This window comes from Salinisphaera hydrothermalis C41B8 (genome assembly GCF_000732535.1).
In the GTDB taxonomy this organism is placed as follows: domain Bacteria; phylum Pseudomonadota; class Gammaproteobacteria; order Nevskiales; family Salinisphaeraceae; genus Salinisphaera; species Salinisphaera hydrothermalis.
The window spans coordinates 60721-80895 of sequence record NZ_APNK01000005.1; the positions used below are offsets into that span (position 1 = coordinate 60721).

A 20175-nucleotide genomic window follows, 5' to 3' on the forward strand; every position below is an offset into this window, starting at 1 on the left:
ATGAAGTGGAGAGTACTCGTGCTGGCCATCGCCTTGGCCGGCTGCGCATCCGTAAAGACGCACGACGCGTTCAAGCCCGGGCCGGGCACCCATATGACAGGCGTCGGCCAGTCAATGATCCAAGTTCAAAAGCGCCAGGCACTCCGCAATGCCTTCGGCAAAGCTGACGTCTTCGGCCGCACGACCTACGCAGGTGAAACGGATCTTCGCTATATCGGCATGCGAAACGGTCGGGCCGTTATGCGAGTCACCGACGTCGATGCCCATACCGACAAAACGACCATGAGCGAGACCGGTGTAGGATTCGCGCACACGAGCGCCGACGTCACGGCAACGCCCATGGGTGCGCATGGCGAGTCGACCACGACTTATAGCTTGCCGCCCACGGGTCAGACTCAGGCGCTGCCGCCCAACGTGACGCAGTTCAGCGTCGACCCGACATCGCGGCCGACCGTTCCCGTAGGGAACGCGCGGATCACGATCCTGTCCGCGTCGCCCCAGTCGATCCGGTACCGGATTGATCGAGCACCGTCTGGCGATAGCGCCGGTTGAACAGCTGATACAGCTTCGTCTGCTGGTCCTCGATCTTGTCCGTGATCTCGCTCTTGCGAGCATCGGAGAGCTGTTTCGCGTTCATCACGCGATCCTTGCGCTTTTTCAGATCCCGCAGCTGCTTATTCAGACCATCGAGCATCCCGAGCATGCGGGTCTCGCCCGGGAACTGCTGCCGTAACTGCTGGTAGCGATCGCGATCGCCACGGGACCGGGCCAGTTCATACTCCTGCTTGAGATAGCGCAGCTTGGTCGTTCGATCGTAAAACAGGTCTCGCGAGTCGCCGGTACGCGGTGTGCCGTAGACCTTGCCCAGGAACGGGATCTCGTAGGCGTTGAAGTCCTGGCCGTGTGCCAGGAGATCGTAGGTCTTACGCGGCATGTCCGCCGACTCGGCCAGGAACCGGCCGACGCCGCCGGTGGCGAAGTCGTAGAAGTGATCGATCAGCTCCGGTGAGATGTTCACCGCGCCCGGCTGCACCTCGGTACCGCCGCTGACCATGTTCAACTCCTTGGCAATCCAGCGGGACCAGCCGCGAGCGCCGGAATAATACAAGGTGTAGTTTGGCGGCGGCGGCCCGTAGGGGTCGGCTTCCGGATGGATCGGAAGGCCGGCGAAGTTCTTGTTCTCGGCCCACTGCACCAGCGGATCGGCGATCGTCGGAGAGACCAGCTGGAGAAGCGTCGGTGATGCGCCGATCGGATTGAAGGCGTCCATCACAGACATCATCAGACCGGCCGCCTCGGATGCCGGGTTGTAGTTCTTGACGCTCCCCTCGATTGCGCCCATGGCCCGGCCGATCTTCTGGCCGGCGTAGTTGAGCACGTTGTAACCGTAGGGCAACGGGAATTTCAGGTAATCGCCCTCGGGCCCGCGCGCCCAGCCGGGCACCCAGTCGGGCATGTCCGTATTGGGCGGCAGCATGACCACCCAGTTCATGCGCTTGACGTAGTCGGGGATGCGATCGTATCGGTTCTCGCCATCGTCATCGGTGCCGGCTACCCAGCGGTTGGCCACGTCGAGCGCGGTACCCAGGGCCACGGCGCCGTACATCCAGCGCCGCGCTTTCTTGCTCGAGGCAGCGCGCATGATTCGCGCGCTGCCCTGAATCGATGCGTTGTAGAACAGGTACAGGGCGTTCAGCGCATCCGCGCTCTCGCCCTTGCGGTTGAAGTTGACCGTCAGATCCTTGGCCATCGCCGCCGCGCGCTGGCGCGACACGCCGTCCTTTCGGGCATGGATATAGGCCGACAGGCGTACGCCGTTCTCCACGGCGGTGTTCGCGTTGCCGATGAACTCGAACAGGTTGCGCCCCTGGCGCTTGGCAAAGGCCCACGTGCCTGGCGCTTCACGATCAAGACGCTTTGTCAGCGAGGTCGCAAACTGGTCCAGATTCTCGTATCCCTCTTGCCAGCCGGTGGTCGCGCCATCATCGAGGAAGTCCTGGTAGTACTGGGTCCACTCCGAATCGCGCTGGCCCTTCTGGTGGCGCCGGATCGCGCGATACGCCTTGCCACTGGCCGCGTCGGCGATGATCCGCCGTTTCATGGCGCTGGCTTCAGTGTCGTTGAGGTTGATCGCCGCGGTCTGCAGGTCGCGTGCAAAGTTGCTGATCACGAACTCGGGGTTCAGCGACGTGCTGGCCAACGACAGATAGCCGTTCAGGCCATGCAGCAGCTTGAGCGCCGTACCCATCTCGGTGGCGCCCAGGTTCTTCAGCGACGCGGCGATGCGCATGGCATCCGTGTCGTTCTCGTTGAACTCGACGTGGTGCTCGACGCCGTTCACGCGGACCACGAACACGTTGTCGCGATTGCGCTGGCTCGGGTCCGGCGCCTGGGTCACGAGCCCGGTCACCGGATCGAGCATGCGCTTGGTCATCGGCTGGTCGATGTCCCATAGATCGCTCGGGTTCTCCTGCGCGAAACGCAGCATCGACTGCCCGACCTTGTTCTTCTCGGCACGGGTGATGGTGGCGTAGTGGCCGGCCACCACGTTGGCCAGGATATTCTGGGCGGCGCTGTGTCGGCCGAGCCGGTGCTTGGACGACGAGCCGCGGGTGTCGAAGCCACGACCGGTGCCGGGCCGCGATGCGGTGTCACCGTTTTTCCCTGGACCGCCGGGCTCGCCCTTGAGCGGAACATAATGATCGTAGGCACTCGCCCACTGATCGACGGTCGACTTCTTCTCGAGTCCAGAGTCGACCAGCAGATCGCGCGTCGCTCGGGTCATGCGATCGACTCGGCCAGCCACGTCGTCCAGCGCGTCGGACTCGCCGCGGCCGCGCAGCGCATCGGTCATGCGCTTCGCCTGGTCGTCGGACATGCCGGACATGGCTTCTTCGCCCGGATTGATCTCGGCCAGCTTGGCGTTGGCCTCGGGCGCGTGCCGCGCGTACAGGTAGGCGTCTACGGCGCTCAGGTGGCCAAACTTCTCAGCCAGGTCCTGATCCAGATCCGGCACGTACTCGGTCACCGGCCGAAGCCGAAAACCGGTCTTCTGCAGCGCGTCGAGCAACGGCTGCACATCGGATTCGTCAAAAGCGTCCATCGCCTGACGGGTCCGACCGTGATACAGCGTTTCCTGCAGATAAGGTGAGCCCTCGTCTTTCAAGCGCTCGCCGGTGCGGGCTTCGACTGCGGTCTCGAGCCGTTTCAGGGCCTCGAATTTGTTTTGTGCCTTGTAGACGAACGTCTGCGCCATCTGCCCGAAATAGCCTGCCTCGGGCGAATCCAGGTGGTTCGGCTGAAAATCGGCCTGGCTGCTATCGCTCTGGCCCGGAACTTCTGTTCCGACTGTTAGCCCATCGGCGCCCATCAGTTCTTCAGCGCGCTGGCGGTTGCCGGCTTTCTTGATGCCATAGCCGAGCATGTCGCCGGTGCGCGAGACGATCAGCCACTTGCCATCCTGCACTGTGGCCGCGGCCCGCACGTTGCCGTTCTCGTCCCGGCCGACCAGCCGCACGTCGCCGCGCCGCGGCGGCCGCGAGAACATGGGCTGCCCCTTGAACGCCGCGTCGCGCATCTCTGGCGTAATCTCGAACCCGTGGACCCCGACTTCCTCGTCGCCGGCGCGGACACGCATATCGCCGACCCTGCCGCCCCATTTCTTGATGTACTTGCCGGTCATCTTCGGCAGCATCTGATCATAGAAGGCTTTCATGCCCTCGCCGCCGACGCTGAGTTGCTGGCCTTCCAACGTGCGGGCGATGAATCCGGTGCCGTTGGACTGCGGCTCTTGCTGCAGCAGGTTGTCGGCCGCCTCCTTGCCGATATAGTCCGGCAAGTCATCCCTCGCCACATACCGGTTGATCGCCTTTTCGCCGTTGTGGGTCTCGGCGATCAGATGGCCGCGCTCGCTGGGCGCGGCGTCGTCGGCCTCGGAATAAGATATCTTCGCGATCGTCTTGCTCAGGTCATACCGCTCGGCCTGTTGCGCGCCGGTCGTCCATGCAATGCGATCGATGCCCTTGTCCGCCGCATAGCGGATCGCGCGCTTCATCGCGAGCAGTGGCCACGTTTTCTTGAACGGCGCATCGAGCACGGCGTTCCGATTGGCCTCTTCCGCCGCCTCGTTCGAGCGATCGTGAATATAGCGATGCAGATATTCTTCGGCATCCTGACGCGCGGCGGCAACGCCTTTGCCGACCGATGCTACTTCCTGACCATCCGGAGAAACCGCTTTCCATTGCGTATCCGTTTCCTCCACCGTGTAATTGGGGACGTTGGATTCGTGGTTGGCATACCCCCGCTTGCGGCCCTCTTGGTGCCAATCGGACTGCACCTCTTCGAGGAACAGCACACGGTTTCCGTCTGCGTCGTGCCGCTCGTTCATGCGCAAGTGGGCGACAATATTCGGCTCTTCGAAGTGGCCGGAGTGATACGCGCGGCGCGCGTTGATGACCGCCGTCTCTGCCTCGCGGCGCGTGTCGTTCGCGGCCGAGAGGTCCTGTGCCCGGGCGCGTGTCGTCTCCGTGTCGCCGGAATCGCGCACATCGTTGTAGGCATCGGCCGCCTGACGCTGGCGCGTTGTCGCTTCGTCGCGCGCGGCGCGTTGCGCGTCCGTCTCTCGGCGCGGAAATTGCAGCAGGAGCTCGCGGTAGTTGTCGCCGCCGGGTAGCGTATATTCGTGGTATCTGACGCCTCCGGTCGTTGCCGGAGGCTCGATGCTGCCGTCCTCCATCATGGCGCCAATGCGCGCATGAAGCGCCTCATCGGCCGCATCTCGGCTATCAAAACCGTTCTCGAATACCCGCTCGCCGCTGGACGGGTTTCTCCAGCGATAACCGTACTTCCCGTTTTCGTCTTGGTAGTTTCTGCCCCCGCCCTCGTCGACCAGGGCCTCAATGGCATCATCGCGATCGGAGCTTCCGAGAACTGTTTCTTCAGTCCGAACGCCGCGCTCGGCCAGTGCCTGCAGCAGATCAGATTTCTCGACCGTACCTTCCTGATCGTCGAGCCAGGACTGGATGCCGGACCATTCCAGTTCCTCGGGCTTGATCTGGCCTTTCTTGGCGTATGACTCGATGGCCTGGCGCATCTGCTCGGCCGGCCCGCGGTTCGGCAGCTTCTCGGAGAGCACGCGGGCCATCTCGGAATAGTAGGTCGGTACCGGCTCGCTATAGGTATAAGGACGAGGGCGAATCCGCAGTACACGGCCTTTGCCATAGGCATAGCGACCGGCCTGCGCGATCAATGCATTAAGCTCATCCTCGCCGATTTCCCCTTTGCGTAATCCAAGGCGTCTCAGGAATGCCTGTATGGCCGCCTTGATACGTTGCATGATCGGCAGATCGACCTTGTTCTCGGCCATTACCGCAATAAGCTCTTCGGCAAACTCGTCGCTGTCCGGATCAATCCGCCGGTATCGGTTACGGACTTCCTCGGCAAGTTTCTGAATCGCCGGGCTGCGATCGCGTAGCTGTTTTACCTGCGTCATCGTCGGGCGAAACTGCTGGCCCAGAATCTGCTGCATCCCGAAATGCCCCATCGATTCATGGCGTAGCACTTTCATTGCCCGCTCTTTACTCGCGATATTGCCGGGGAAAAGCAGGATATGCGTACCGGTGTACATGCCTTCAACGCCGCGCGCGCTGGGGTCGCCCGTGACCTGCTCGGGCGGGATCGTCATCATCGTGACCGGGATATGCCGCCCCAATTTATTCAGTGCTTCTTGCAGATACGGTTGATAAGCATCACGGCGCTCGACCGCCTGGTCGTCGAATGCAAAACTGCCGTGCCCACGAAAGAACTGACCGGCGCGCGAAAACTGGGACGTGCCATCACCCTCGCCGCCTGTTACGCTATTCTGTGAAGCGCCCGCACCCACCTCGTCGCGGGCAGTTGTAGCGGCGGGGTGCATAGCGCCAGTGACGTCATTTCCCGCACTGGTGGCATCGGGCGTTCTCTTATACCCGGTCAATAGCCACGCGTTCGAACCGGGATTCTTGACCAGGTTGACCTCGTTTCCATCCCACGAAACGGTCGCGCGCTGCATGCGCTGCTGGCCCGGCGATGCCCGTCGAGTAACGGCGCCGCGCGCAATCGTGTTCGGTATGGTTTCCGTCAGGAAATGAGTCGCATCGTCCAGACTCATGCCGTCTTTCCGCTGACGTGCTTCGAGGATATGCGAGATCCCCTTGGCGCCACGGCGGTTGCCTTTCTTGGTTACCCGTCCGCCCTCATCGCCATACTCGAAGTCCACCCATCCGAGATCCGGCTGATACATCGCGCGATGGACCGTGGTCTTGTCCAGCAAGGCCTTGTTCATCGCTTCGCGGCCGCGCGCCGCATTGGCCTCGACCGACTTCATGGCGCTGCGGCTGAACTGTGTTCGCTGGTCTGCGCCGCGCGCGTTGGTTGCTGCCGTCTGCGGCTGGCTTACTTCACCCGCTTGAGATCCGGCCGATTCGGATCGACCAGCTTCGGCTCGTCGCCCTCCGCCTTGTTGGCTTCCTTCCTGGCCAGATCGCTCATCCGGCGAAAGATCGCCGTCTTGCTCCGGCCGCGAGAATCGGATTGCTTGTTGGCCATCACCGGCCTCGCTTCGCTGTCGTGCCGTCTGGACTATATCACCGGCGCTCACTGCGTCGCCGAAGAGGCTGTCGGCCCCATTGCGCGCGTAGTGCTCGGTCAAATCGGCCATGTGCTTGAAATACTCGCCCAGCCGCTTGCCGCTGCGGATGTTGGCGTCGATGAACCGGGCGGCGTCAGCCACCTCGGGCGAGGTCTGCGAAAACGCATCCTGTTGCCGCAGCAACTCGTCGAGATCCTGATTGCGCCGGCGCGAGTCACGCACCAAGTCCGCCCCTTCGGCCAGGATGTTCGCGGTATCGATACCTCCCAAGGAGCCATCGGCACCCCGGGCACGGGCGAAAGCTGGCGCGGCTCGCTGCAGGCCGGCGAGCACGTTCTTGATCTCGGGATCGGATTCTTCGGCCGCCAGATTCAGCAACCGATCATCGCCGTACGCCTTCGCGAACACAGCGCCCTGCACGCGATCGGCCATGCGCTTGTTCCAGCGGCCGTCGCCGGTGCGCAGGCTCGCCGCTTCGTCATCGCCGATCTTGTGCGCGAAGCGTCGCAGGAACTCGTCATTGGACGCGGCCAGCACGTTGCCGTTGTCGCTGGGGTCGAACAGTGCCATGTCATCGACCGTGAGCCGCTCGGCATCGGATCGCGCCTGCTCGGCCGGGCTCATCTGCGACAGATCGGACTGGTTGGCCTGACGGGCGAACTCGGCGCGCTGGCCGTCATCCATGGCCGTCGTGCGCCGCCGGACATAGACCGGGTTGTCCATGCCGGACAGATCGACGCCGGCGCGCTGGGCCTTGCGCTCCACGAACTTGCGATATGCGTCGGCGTTGCCGGCGGCATAGGCATGGCGGATGGCGTTCACGCGACCGTTGCCGGATTCGACCACGTTGTCCGGGCCCACGATCGGCGCGCCGTCGCTGGCCTTGGCCGTGTCGTCCAGTAGTTCCGGGTCGAGGTTACGTGCCATGTGGCCGATCTGCGCTTGGCTCGAAACGCGCGAACGGTCACGCGGCTGCAAGCTCTCGGGGAACGAGGGGTTCACGTTGCCCTGAGCCGTATGCGATGCCACCAGATCATTGGCATCCACGAACTCGCCCTGTACGTCGACCTTGTCGCCGCGGCCGGTAGTGACCGAGCGACGGGAATCCGGTACCGACCGGTCCGACGAAGTCGCGCCCGAAGCATCGGCTTTCGTGAACGTCACGCCCTCATTGAGCGCACGTTGCAGCTCGCCACGCGACCAGCTGGTGCTGCTGCCGTCCTGCGTATCGGTCACGCGAACGTGGCCACGGCGATCGATGTCATCCACGCGATAGGGTGTATCGGCTTTGCCATGCCCGATCGCGCCCGATGGTGTGACGGTATCGCCGACATCGGCGCCAATAGCCTGGCGCACTTCGCTAGCTTTCACTGGGCGTGCCGCCGGCTTGCTGCCAGCATCAGGCTGCGCTGGCGTTTCGCGCGCCGTGTCGCCTTGGTCCGCCTGATCTTGGCGCGCTTCGGAAAGGTGATCCCATGCCTGCTGCGGCGTCATCTGTCGGATCTGGTCATCGGAATGACCAGCGTCACGCAGCCGCCGTCGCATATCCTGCGTGATCATCGTCGGGACCGACGCCGTCTTTGCCACGCCCTCGCGCGCCCGGCGCGTCACCTCTTCGGGCGAGAGCGCGCTTTGATCTTCTGCCCCGTTCTCTGCCGAGGATTGCTGCTGGACGTCGGATGCGCTGGCCGTCGCCTGATCGATCGCGCCATGCTCAGCCTGCTGGTCCTCGATCAGGTGCGGATAATCGACCATCACCTGAGGCGATACCGGTTCACCAGCTCGCAGCGCCTGGTCCACCGCCTCTTCGTGATCGCGGCCCATATTGGCCGGGTTCTGATAGAACTGGCGGCGCGTCTGCTGCCAGGCCGGCGCCTCATCAGGCGATACGCCCGACGGCCCGGATGAATCGCTTGAAACGCTCGGCTGTTCTTCAGGGGTCGGCGTCACCTCACCGTCCAGGATCTGCTTTGCCCGGCGCTTCATGCGCGGCAATGGCATCACGCGCCCGTTGTCCATGCGCTTGGCCAGCCCGGCATCGACCAGCGCCTGCTTGTCGGCGTCCGACAACGGCGTATCGCTACGCATCGATTTCTCGATGATTGCATCGGGGTCCGGAGACGCTTTTGCTGTCTTGGTGTCGCCCGCGGCCTGGCTTCCAGATTGAGACGCCCGCCGAATCGCCGAGCCGGTCAACGCACTGCCGCCGCCCAGCAAACCGGTGACCGCGATCGTCGGCACCGCCACCTGACGCAGCGCCTCGCCAGCCGAAACCTTGTGGCGCGTCATGCCCGTGCCGTATTCGGCGCGATTCTGCAGCACCTGCGTGATGGTCTCGGTCGGCAACTCAAGCCCGAAGGTTCGCGCCAACTGGTGCGCGACCTCGCCGACGCCCTGCTTCTTGGCCAGCGACTTCATTAGCGTGCTGCCGATCATCGCTTCGCCGGCCGGCTCGGTCAGCGCCTCGGCGCCGCCGTACAGGCGCGCATAGTTCTTCGACTTGTCGTAGAGATCGCCCCACTCTTGCTGCGTGAGCGGATGGCCGTTGAGCTTTTGCGACACACGGTCGGCATGGTCATGCAGCTGATCCATGAACGAATCGAACTGGTTCCGGTACGCCGCAGCGCCCGCGGCCGTGGCGCCCGCGGCCGTGCCAACGCCTGGGGCCACGAGATTGCCGGCCGCCGATCCGGCCAGAAACGAGCCAAGCCCAACGGCCGAGAACGCCAGCGACTGGCCGATACCGCGCAGACTGTCGAAGTTCGGGTCTTGATAGGCCTTGCTGTCCGGGTTCGTGGCGTCGATCGCTTTGTCGATCCACGAATCCTTGACGCTGCGATCACCGCCGCGGATGGTCCGTAGCACCGAGTTGGCGACATCGGCGGGCAGATGCTTGGCTTCGCCACCCAGCACCTGAGCCGCCTTCTCCGCATAGGCCCCGCTGTTCTCGCCCTCCGGGTTGAGGATCGGCCGATGGCCGCCCAATGAGGTATAGAACTGCTCTTTCGGCTTGCCCGTGCGCTTGGCGTATTCTTCGGCAGCGACCGCGTTCGCCGCGCGCGCTCGGTCGGGTGAACCGAAAAAGCCGTTGATCCGCTGCAGCAGCGACGGGTGCCACGCGCTCATCTGTGGGCCCGATGTTCCGTTATCGGAACTCCCGGCTCGAGCAGGCGTCGGATTATCTCGCTGTTCAGCCGCCAGCGGCTGCGAAGGCTGGCCATACTGTCCCGTTTCCCGCTCCAGCCGCGACGGCGAATCGATCGGCCCGCTCGGCCCGGCCGACAACAGGTCGCCGACGCTGGACAGGAATCCATCGCCGCCGGATTTGGCCGGCGCCGTCGGTTGTAGCCCGACCTGCTGGCGGAACTGATCCTCGGGGATGTCCGAATAGAAATTCTTGTGCAGGGCCGACGCCAACGCGTCGTCGGACATATCGTTGTACTGCGGGTACCGCTGACGAAACGCGCTCAGCTTGCCCGGCTGGTCGTTGCCATTCGCCATCGGCGGCTCCTAGCGCAAGCTCAGGGGGTCGGTTGCCTGCTTGTTCGGGTTGCTGAACGGATCCGTGTCCTGCGTCGTGATCTGGCTAAAGAACTGGTCGAGCGTCGGGGCGTTCTGGCCGAACGAATATTGCTGCGACATCGGGTCCCACTTGCCATAGCGCGCGTTATAAAGCTGCCGGATGTCGTCCATGGTCGCGGTCTGGCCATTGCGCAGCCGGACCTGGCCGGCCTTCAGGCCGCCGTTGCCCCGATCCTTCTGAGCCTTGGCCTGCAGCGAATTGATGCGCGCATCGGTCAGCCGGCCGTCCTGGGCCAACTTTCGATTGCGGTAATCGGACAGCGATGCCGTCTTGTCTCGATCCAGTGCGATCTGGGCCTGTCGGTACTTGTCTAGGGCCGCCTGCTGCGCTTTGTCCAGACCGAACTTGGCCCGGGTTGCCTGATGATTGAACTGCGCATCCTGGCGCCCCGCATCGAACTGGCGATCCTGGTTGTACTGGCCAAGCAGGTCTTGCAGATAACTCTGTTCCGACTGCCGCGCGGCCTCCTGGCCCTGTAGCTTGCGATCGGCAATGCGGTTCGCGGTATGTACGCCGACCTGTCCGGCGCGGCCGAGATTGGCAAACAGGCCGCCGGTGCCCGGCTGCGTCGATTGCATCAGCGCGAGGCCGGTATTGAGCAACACCCGGCGCTTGTCATCTCCGCTCAACTCCGGTCGGTTGTACGCGCCGGGCTGGGCCACCAGGCCGTGCAGGCGCGACAAGATGCTGCCCTCCTGGTCGGGCGTCTGCGATTGCGCCGGCGGCTGACTGCCCAAGCTGTAGTTCTGCGGCTGAGCGTTGGCCAGGGTCAGATCGGCCAGGGAACCATAATCAGGCATGGGCCTTGTCCTCCAGCTTCTTGATCCGCTGCGCGGCCTCCTTCAGGCCCGCGTATTGCGTGCCGATCGCGTCGATAATCGGAATCTGCTTGCCGTTGCCAACGCCGAAATGCTCCTGCATGTCTTCGGCATAGGGCCCGACGTGGCGCTCGGAATCGCCCTTGTACCGCCAGGTATCGACGGGCATGGACGCGAGTTTCGCGAGCACACTGCCCTCGACCGGTTGCTTGTCGGTCTTGTAGTCCTTCGACGAGAACATGCCAGCGATCGATGCCACGGTCCCGATGCCGGACGCGATCTTCTGGCCGGTGCTCGGGTCGCTGCCCTGAGTCGCCGTACTGGTCGTCGTCTGGCCATGCGGCACCGAGCTCACGGCGCCAAGCAGCGTGTTCAGGTTATTGGTGCCCCAATTCCGCTGGTCTAGGAAATTCTGATAGTTGGCATCGGCTTGCGCCTGGTTGATGCCGCGTTGTTCCTGCCCTGCCCCCATGAGCGTGTTTGCTGCGTTACTGGTCAAGCCCGCCGCATTGCTCGCCATGTTGCCGTACTGGCCGGCCAACGCCGACTGGTTCGCCCGATCGGCCTGCCAGTTATTCACCGCCGAGTTATAGGCGTTGCCCATGTTCTGGGTGTACAGGTTCCCGATCGCGTCGAGATATTGCTTGTTCGCGTACTGATCGCCCAGCTCCGAGCGCAGGCCACCGAATGCGCCGCTCTGGGCCGCGTTCTCGTCACGGGCGTTCTGCTGCTGGGCGAACTGGTCGGACATCTTGTTCGCCGCCACGTCCGTCACGTTCTGCGTGTACGGGTTCATGTACGACGAGATGTCGGCGCCGGTCAGGTTCTGATTGGCGTTGCCGAGCGCATCCGCCGCCTGGGTCAGATACGGCTGATACGAGCCAGTGATGCCATTGGCGACCTGCCACCCGGCCTGTTCGTTGTTGGTGGCATTGGCCACCCGGTCGCCGCTGTAACCCTGATACGGGCGGTCGGCGATGTTCTCCGCCATGTTGACGGCTTTTTTCGAGGCACCGGACAGCCAGGACGGGAGCTGCGTGGATTGCGACTGGCTCGACGTCTTCTTGCCGCCGCCGAATAAACTACCCATCGCTCGCGCCTCCATAGGGCGGCCGGAAGAAACTGCCGCCGAGATAGACCATGCCGTCGAAGCGGCCGATGAACTCGTCCTTCCAATCGGCGTCACTACCGGAATGGGTGCCGATCACGAGCGGCGCCCCACCCTTGTCGTCGGCCGACTTGACGACCGCCTCGATCAGCTTCCGCCCGGTACCGCGGGCCTTGAAGTTCTTCAGGACATAAAGCCAGCTGTTCGTCAGCACCACACGTTCCGACCACGGAAACTGGAAGTCGACCAGCGCGATCGAGCCGATGACCCGGCCCGACAGATCGGCAACCCAGACTTCGCCCTCGGCGATCGTGCGCGTGATCCAGCACATCAGACGGTTTTCGTCGATGGGCGAATAATCAACGCTGTTGCTATAGGCCTCTTCGAGCAGGCGATAAATCGCCACGGCATCGCTCTGCTTGCCCAGTCTGATCCGGATAACTTTCTTCTGATCGCCCATAAACGAAAAAGCCCGGACCATCTCGCGACAATCCGGGCTCGGTTGGTCCGATACCTGGGCTCAGGGTACGTTCGCCCCGCGTGGCCTGCACCCGATTCTGAGTCTCACTCGATCCGGACCGGCTCGATCAAATACCGGTGCGCGGCGAACGTGTCGTGCAACGCGACCCGAACGCGCCGATCGCGTCGCGGCCGCGGCGGCCAGGGCCGACCGGTCACAGCAACCTGCAACGCTTCAAGACGCCGGTCCGGCCACGGCTTCATCCAGACTGCATTCTTGCCGGCGCACACCATGTCCACCTTCTGGCAGATTCGAATCTGCGTGTTGTTCAGGTTTTCGATCCGGCCGTCGTTGCTCTTCATGTGATCCTCGAGCTGCTGAACCCGGTAGAGCACCATGGCCTGATCCCCCTGCGTCGGTAGATCATCCAGATTGGCGAACTTGCTTTGCAGCTGGTCGACGACTCGCTGCAGCGATGTGACCGTGTTGCGCAGCTGCCGCGCGCTCTCGATCGAACTGCGCTGGCTGCTGCTGTATTTGGCGACGACGATCCCGGAGACGATGCCCACGATGGTCGGTATGATCAGCATGGCCACGAACGCCAGAGCGAGCCGCCCGGCGGTAATGTTCTGGTTCGGCGACATCACCGCGCCCCTTGAATCGCTCGCGACATGAGTATCAGCTTCGAGCGCTTCCCTTCGTTCTTTTGGTCGCATTGATCGAGCGTCCATAGATTGCGACCCCGCGATTTCCACCATGTATCGGACGAGATCGCTCCGCGGCTCGGTAGCGACGATGCGCGGGTATCGCAATGCGACAAGTCAGCGGCGGATAGCCTGACGCGCATGTCGTGGCGTAGATCTGAAAGAGCATCGTGGCGACCGGACTCATAGCCCTGATTGAACAGCGCGCTGCCGTTCACTGGCTTGGGCTGCCGACAGTTGGGCGTGGCGCATCCCGCCAATATCACGATCAATGCGGCCGCAATCGCCTGTTTCATAGACCCCACACGCAAAAAGCCCGGACCGATCACGATCCGGGCTCAGTGGTTCCAATACCCGAGGCCAGTCTATGGCGACCGTGTTTTACACGTCACGTCGTTCTGAGACGAGCCGGCCTTTTGGTAAATAAATCTAACGTTTTTATTACGAACTGAGAGCCGCTATAGTCACTGCGCATGGCAATTAGTTGGGAGAAGCCGTGGCAATGGAGGGGGACGAGCTGACTGAGCTTGCGGCTCGGTATACGGCGAGCGGGCTTGCCGGGGACATGCCATCAGATATGGCGGAAGCCATGCTTCGCGGCATGTTGCGGGCTAGCCAGATACTGGACCCAGGATCGGGCCGCGAAACGCCGCTGCTAGAAATGATTGAACAACTTGGGCAGGCCGACGAGGCCTAGACGCTAGCGAGTCGCATGGTTTGAGAGTACATCGGCCAACGGTCTAGCGCTCTGAAGGCGACTCTTGCGCATGCGTCTTTTCGCTCGTTAGCGCCCGCTCACAGTGTCGCGGGAATATAGCATCGAGCATGGTGTACAGAGCTCGCCAATACCAGACCGATCGACAGCGGCATGCGCGAGCCGAGAGCGTTTCATCTGGCCAGCCACCAAGGATCGTATTCGCGAACTGATCCAGCCCCAGCGCAACGCGCACGCCATAGGAATAGCTCATGGCGTTCCATTGCTCCATTGGATCGCGTTGATGTCCGAAACCTGGCCAGTCTTATCGTCGATCGCATCAACCTGCGCCAAAAGCGCCCGCAGCTGCAGCTGCTGGGCGTCGATCCAGGCTTCGCCGTCATCGCCGACTTGCTGGATCTGGGCGGCCGTGTGATCGACGCGCGGCCAGACCGAATCCGCCTTATTTGCCGGCAGCACGCACGTGAAGCTCACGGTACCGCCACTCGGGAACGTCGGTAGCAGGCTTTTAGTCACTCGGCCCATCAGATTGACCTGGTCAGTCGCAGAGCTTGGATAGTGATGCGTTGTGCCAAGGGCATTCGATTCGAATCCACCGGTTATCGCGGCTTCGCATGCCGCCGTTAGCTCAGCGATTTTCGCCACCTTGGCCTGTGCGAGCGCGGCCGGTTGCTCGGCAGCACTTAGCTCAGCATCTGTAGGTTTGGTCCCGAGCTTCTCAGTGTCCCATTCGCCGATATAGGGCCCTTTGCCATCGTCTAGAATCAAGAAATCGCGAACGGGAACGGCGTTCGGCTTTAAAAAAATCACGATATTTACAAGATCCATCAGAATGGTCCTACAACGGAGATAAAATTGTTCGTTTGTTGCGCGCCGCTACGTCCATAGTAGTCGGCGTTCATTGCGACCGCTGTAAAGACGCGCAAGTTGAGCGAATCTGAGCCGTTCATGTACAAAATACCCGCCCCGCCGCTAGTTAGACTGTTGCCCGGTGATGCGGAATACTGGTCGCCGCCGGAGATCAATTTTTGGCTGTTGTCTTGGTTACGGACTAAGAATGCGCTTTCGGTTTGGCCACTACCGGTCGCATCAAAATAGGTGCCGAAGTTGACCTGGTAGTAGCCTGCGCGGGTTGGTTTGATGCCGTGATTATTAACATCCACAATGCCAGAGGGGTCGAAGCCCACGGTGTCGAGCGGAACAAGCACGTTGCCGCGGTTCGTGCTGGTAAAGGCGGACCCCAGATAAATCTGCGCCATGTCAAACGCTGCAATCCAGCCATTGGCGGCCGTGTACTCTACGTGGACCGCTTCATCGATCACGCTGGCTTCCCAGCCTTCGGCCGGCTCATAGAATGTCCATGCGCCGTCTTGATAAAGCGCGACTGTGCCGTCCTGCCCCGCCCAATCGGCGCCCGTTGCACTCGCGGGGACGATGTAGCGGTCGCCTTCGGCGGGCGAACTTGGCTGGGCTGTGGTCGTGCGGCTGAGGACCGTGAACTTCCCGACAAGCGCCGACGCCCATTCCCATGCCACGGTGCCATCGCCCTGAGCTGTAGCAACGGCATCGGGCACAGCAGTTCCGCTATTGATCTCGTTGGCCGTGACCTGATCCATGGCCGCCAATCCGCCCTGCGGACCACCAAAGATCACCCAGGTATTCGGGCTCACCCCGGTCAGGATGTAGAACGAAGGTGAGCTGCTGCCGACCTGGGCCACCCGACCGATGTCGTCGGACGTAATCGGCATCCCAGGCGCCACCTCAGTCAGTGCATTAAGCGCGTCGATGGTGCCGACGACCCATGTCGGCAGGCCGGGACGACTGGCGGGCTGCAATCGGCCTATGAAACTCATGGTTCAAGATCCTTTTCCGTAAACAGCTGGCCCTGTTCGTCGAGCACCAGTTTCCCCTCGACGTCATACATGGGCAGCGACGCAGCACCCACGATGCTCTGCGGCAACGTTTCGCCGTCGCGCATCTCGCGCAGCCGTGCTCCGTCAAAGATGATTGGCCGCTGCTCCGCCATTGCTTAAGCCAGCGTGATCGGTTGGCCGGGCTCAAACGAGATGTTCGCGTCGGTGCTGGATCGCCCGATGTACTGCACCACGTTGCCGGTGCTCGACGGCGGCGTATCGGTCGGCTGCCCCGGATTGGCCGCGCTGAGAAAGTAGTCGGTGCCCGGCGACAATCCGGACAGCGCGTTGTTCAGGCCTTCACGGTAGACCGTCACACTCGCGCCGCTGGCGGCCGAATCAAGAACAAACCCGTTGGCCTCCTTGCCCTCGGCTGTCGCGTCGGCTTTTCGGACACTGGCCGTGCCGCTGGCCGAGTAGATGTTCACGAAGTCGCCGCCGTTGAGCGCTTCGGTGGCCGGCAGGCTCTCCGTCTCGGCGCCCAAGCCGGTCGGAAACAGGCTTTGATCGAGTTTGCCCTGCCCGTTGGTCGAAACCAGTTTGTCCGCATCGGTAGCGCCCGCGGATGTAACCAGGGATACCGCCTCCTTGAGGCGCCCACCGACCTGCTGTAAGAACTTGGCCATCGTCTACTCCTGAAGAAGAATCGGCGGCTCGATGTTGACCGCGATCTGTGTGGCTGAAACCGGCGTGCCGACGACGCAGATGAAGCCCGAGCCCGGCGGTGTCTGGGATAGAACGCCGCTGGCGCCGAAGAACACGGGCTCGCCGGGCTGCCAGGCCCATGACGGCTCGGCCATCAAGCCCGAAAACCGTGCAATCGCCGTTTCGCCGGCTGCGGCGGCCCCGGTGGTAATCGCAAGCGTCGCGGCGGCGTCGTCAAGATCCGCAGGATCGGCATAGAACCACTGGCCATCGCGGGCCACGACGACCCGGTGGCCGCCCAGCGTCTCGCCGGCCGGCAGCCGGTAGCAGCCGAGGTCGATCACGTTGTCGCGATCGACGCGCGCGGGCTCGGCCGTGGTGTTGCCCGTGCCGTCATCGACGCCGACCAGGATCTCGCGCGTATCAAGGGTGATTCGCAATTCGCGATCGGCGATCGCATCCGCCGCGGCCGCGCGGTCAATGAGCAGCGTGGCCACGGCGCCGTCGAGCGTCGGAAGCGTGAACTCCACCTGGTCGCCGTTGACCACAACGTTGATCGTCGGATCGCCGACGAGCGTGCGGATATCGGTCACTGACCCATCGCGGGCCGCGACCAGCGCGGCCCCTTCGCCGGCGTTGCGCAGCTCCTCGCGGCGCAGCATGCGGATCTTCGTAGGCGTCACGGCAAACCCGATGACCAGATAGCCAGTGGTGGGCTGCTGTTCGGTGAGTACGCCCTGGGCATCCCCGTAAATCGTAGCGCCGGGCGTCCAGTCCCAGGCATCGCTGCTGAGATCGCCGCGCGATTGGACCGATATCGGCTGGCCGGCCAATCCCGCCTGCGGCGCGATGCCCACGGCCTGATCGAACAGGTCGTTCGTGGCCACCGTCGCCTGGGCGGTGTAGGTCGTTACTCCTTTGGACAGTCGCTGGCTGGCCGTCAGCGCGACGACCGCGAACTGCGGGATATCCTGGGCGGCCCGGTAGCTCGCAAGACCGCCAATCGGCCGGTTGAGGGATACCCATCGCTGGCCATTGAACGCGAACGAGCCGCGCCCTCCAACATCGGCATCATCAACTACGGCGATATCGCCGCGCTCGGCATCGAGTACGCGCATCGACGTCTCGTTATTGACCGAGTGAACGCTCGGCCGCGAGGTTTCTGGCAGATACTTTGCGGCGATCTTGCCCTTGGCGAGCAGGCCGATGACGTTCTCGGGCGCCACGCGCAGCGGTTTCATGCCCGTGTTGGCGCCGAAGAAAAGCTCCCAGGTATCGAGCGCGACGAACGGCTCGCCCTGGTCACCGACACTCGGCAGATTGCGTTTCTGGCCCCGGGCAAACTGCAGGTGCAGCGCGTCCTTGCGGGTCGTGAAGTAGCCGCCATCGACCTTGTCGGTGAACGCGATCACCACGTGATCGCCGGCGTCGCGCACCGATATCCCGGAGCCGGCAGTCAGCGACTTGAACGGCAGATCCAGGCCTTTCTTGTCCAGCGCAAGGCCGACGCCCTCGCCGGCGTTGCTGGCGGTATTGGCCTCGCCGCCCTCGGTGGAGGCCAATGCGCCTAGCTTCGCCCAGCCCTTCTCGGCCTTGAGCCATACGATGTGCGTCTCGGCATCGGTCACATCGATGTACAGATCGTTATAGGCCCCGAGGCCGGCGGCCGGCTGGCCGTGGCCGACATGCCACGCGCCGCCGGTCTCGGCAGTCGTGTCGGCGCCATAGGCCAGTTCGACCGTGCGCGTGAGCTGGCGCAGCTTCGTGATCAGCTGGCCGTCGGCCAGATCCGACGGATCGAATTGCGGTAGCGGTCTAGCGGCGGCCATGAGCCCTCACCTCTGCCGAGAACGCCCCCATACGCCAGTAGGCATCGAGCGTTGCCGCGGCCACACGAATCGCGATCTGCCGATTGCGCGCCCTCACGTTGATCTGGCGGGTCATGGCCGTAATCGGATGCGGACCGCTGCGGATACGAAAATCGTCCTGCGGGAACTCACGACCGAGCAGCGTCAGCTCAACCTGACCATCGATCGCCAGGAAATCAGGAATCAGCCGCGAGACGTGCATGAACTGGCCGCCCTCGGCGATATCGATATCGTAGGACTCGAGGAACGACCCCATCGGCTGATCGTCTGCGTTCACCCCGTCTTCATGGGTATAGACGTGCCCATTCGGATCGACGCCATAGGGCAAGCCGTAGGCCGACGACTGATCGTGCATGGCCGTCCGGTCGATGGTCCCGAAGTACCAGACCTGCTCCCGGTAGTTGTAGATCACATACCGATCGTTGTCGTCGGCGACGGCCGAGGGGTAGACCCAGATGATCTCGCTGTACAGCCGGTTGACCGTGGCGTAGACCTTCGCGCCCTGGAACGTATCGATGTCCTGGAACACGTGATTGCGCACCGGGCATGTCAGCGGCCGGAGCACCCCGTCATAGACGAAAAAATCGCCGTCGCCCATGAAATAGACCACGCCGTTGACCTGCGCGGCTGCATTCGGACCTATGATCCGCACGCTCCGGCCCAGTGGCGAGAAACCGAACACGTAGGTGCCGCCAATGAATTGCATCGAATACAGCGCTTCGTCGGTGAAGATCAACTTCTCCGAACGCGTGTCGATCGCGGTCACGATCTGGCTGCCGGCATCGAGGCGCTTGTCGCCGCTGGTGTTGTTCACCGTGGGCGTGAAATCGTTGAAGTTCTCCTGATCCGACCAGCGGATCTCCATCGCATCGCGCGACTGCGTGGTGTGGGCGCCGAAACAAATGAGATGCCGGTCCTCCGGCGAGACCATGATCCAACGATTCGTGGCCGGTGCATTCTCGATGAGCACCGCGCGCTTGTTCGGCCCGAGCGATCGATCCCACCAGTAGACCGGTCCCTCCACCGGCGAGGCCAGCAGATCCTCGCCCCAGTTGTCGAGCGACCACGTCCGCAGGCTCTGGTAGAGCGTCGATTCAGTGCGCGGCGTGCCATAAGTGCCCTGGCCATAGCCGCCGACGCCGTAGCCATAGACCTTATCCTTGGAGGCCGTGCCTACATGGATCTCGTATTCGAAGTCGACGGCGCCGCCGCCGTTGCCGCCGCTGGCCGGCGCGGCCTCGAGATCGATCTCGTACTGGTCGACGGTGATCACCCGGGCCACGCGGTGCTCGCCGTCAAAGTTCAGGGTCGCATTGCCCTGTGCCGTGAAATGTACGAAGTCGCCGGGCTCGCAGCCGTGGGCGACGTGGTTGACGGTCAGCGTTTTGTTGCCGCCCACCGCCTGGAAGGGATCGGTCAACGTCCCTTGGTCGCGCAGCGGCGTGATGTCGTAGACATTCCCCGAATTGAGCAGATAGAGCTTCAGGTGCGTGCCGACCGCGACCCAGCTCTGGTTGTCGAGAGACGACCAGTCGTGAATCGCCCGGGCACGGCCGAGCAGCGCGATAGGCGCGCCATTTCCGCCGATCATCTTGCGCCAGCCGCCGATCTGCTCCGGTAGCCCGGACCGGAAGCGGATCCGGTCGCAATCGTGCCAGTACGGTTCGGCGCCGCGCGCTGTCTCGTCGGTGTATACCCCGGCCTTGATGTGAACGGTTGCGACCTGGCCCATG

11 protein-coding genes and 1 pseudogene are annotated in these 20175 nt (G+C 63.1%); 1 reads left to right on the plus strand and 11 read right to left on the minus strand.

Annotation, left to right across the window (positions count from 1 at the left end; translation table 11 throughout):
• The first annotated feature begins 18 nt into the window (after nucleotides 1-18).
• Entirely contained in the window at nucleotides 19-552 is a 534-nt protein-coding gene (locus tag C41B8_RS20370; RefSeq protein ID WP_156962415.1) for a hypothetical protein, read from the plus strand.
• Here the strand turns inward: C41B8_RS20370 and C41B8_RS05330 are convergent.
• From C41B8_RS05330 to C41B8_RS05390, 11 genes and pseudogenes are all read right to left on the minus strand, one after another.
• Entirely contained in the window at nucleotides 476-10129 is a 9654-nt protein-coding gene (locus tag C41B8_RS05330; protein WP_037335138.1) for an LPD38 domain-containing protein, read from the minus strand. The genes C41B8_RS20370 and C41B8_RS05330 overlap by 77 nt on opposite strands.
• Before the next feature lie 9 nt (nucleotides 10130-10138).
• The gene (locus tag C41B8_RS05335) at nucleotides 10139-11011 is read right to left on the minus strand and encodes a hypothetical protein (RefSeq protein ID WP_037335141.1); all 873 of its coding nucleotides are present in this window, start codon (nucleotides 11009-11011) and stop codon (nucleotides 10139-10141) included.
• Complete coding sequence (locus tag C41B8_RS05340; RefSeq protein ID WP_198025063.1) at nucleotides 11004-12119, minus strand: tail fiber domain-containing protein; 1116 nt, start codon at nucleotides 12117-12119, stop codon at nucleotides 11004-11006. The genes C41B8_RS05335 and C41B8_RS05340 overlap by 8 nt, the downstream gene beginning before the upstream one ends.
• On the minus strand, nucleotides 12112-12543 hold the full coding sequence (locus C41B8_RS05345) for a GNAT family N-acetyltransferase (protein ID WP_198025064.1): 432 nt from the start codon (nucleotides 12541-12543) through the stop codon (nucleotides 12112-12114). Before C41B8_RS05345 ends, C41B8_RS05340 begins: the two co-directional genes overlap by 8 nt.
• 158 nt (nucleotides 12544-12701) lie before the next feature.
• Entirely contained in the window at nucleotides 12702-13241 is a 540-nt protein-coding gene (locus C41B8_RS05350) for a hypothetical protein (RefSeq protein WP_037335151.1), read from the minus strand.
• A gap of 1024 nt (nucleotides 13242-14265) precedes the next feature.
• Nucleotides 14266-14844: an XkdW family protein gene (locus tag C41B8_RS19385; protein ID WP_051883125.1), complete on the minus strand. Its 579-nt coding sequence runs from the start codon at nucleotides 14842-14844 to the stop codon at nucleotides 14266-14268.
• Nucleotides 14845-15311: 467 nt separating this feature from the next.
• Nucleotides 15312-15869 (minus strand): annotated as a pseudogene (locus C41B8_RS21105) (DUF2793 domain-containing protein); the annotation flags it as partial.
• Nucleotides 15866-16042 carry a hypothetical protein gene (locus tag C41B8_RS20375; protein ID WP_156962416.1) on the minus strand — a complete coding sequence of 59 codons (177 nt, stop codon included), beginning with the start codon at nucleotides 16040-16042 and terminating at the stop codon, nucleotides 15866-15868. The pseudogene C41B8_RS21105 and the gene C41B8_RS20375, both read right to left, overlap by 4 nt.
• Nucleotides 16043-16045: 3 nt before the next feature.
• Entirely contained in the window at nucleotides 16046-16555 is a 510-nt protein-coding gene (locus tag C41B8_RS05375; RefSeq protein ID WP_037335163.1) for a hypothetical protein, read from the minus strand.
• Nucleotides 16556-16558: 3 nt separating this feature from the next.
• A complete protein-coding gene (locus tag C41B8_RS19390) occupies nucleotides 16559-18403 on the minus strand; it encodes a hypothetical protein (protein ID WP_051883126.1) in 1845 nt (614 codons plus the stop codon).
• Nucleotides 18390-20174, minus strand: coding sequence for a hypothetical protein (locus tag C41B8_RS05390; RefSeq protein ID WP_037335166.1), 1785 nt, complete (start codon nucleotides 20172-20174; stop codon nucleotides 18390-18392). Before C41B8_RS05390 ends, C41B8_RS19390 begins: the two co-directional genes overlap by 14 nt.
• Nucleotide 20175: the final 1 nt, after the last annotated feature.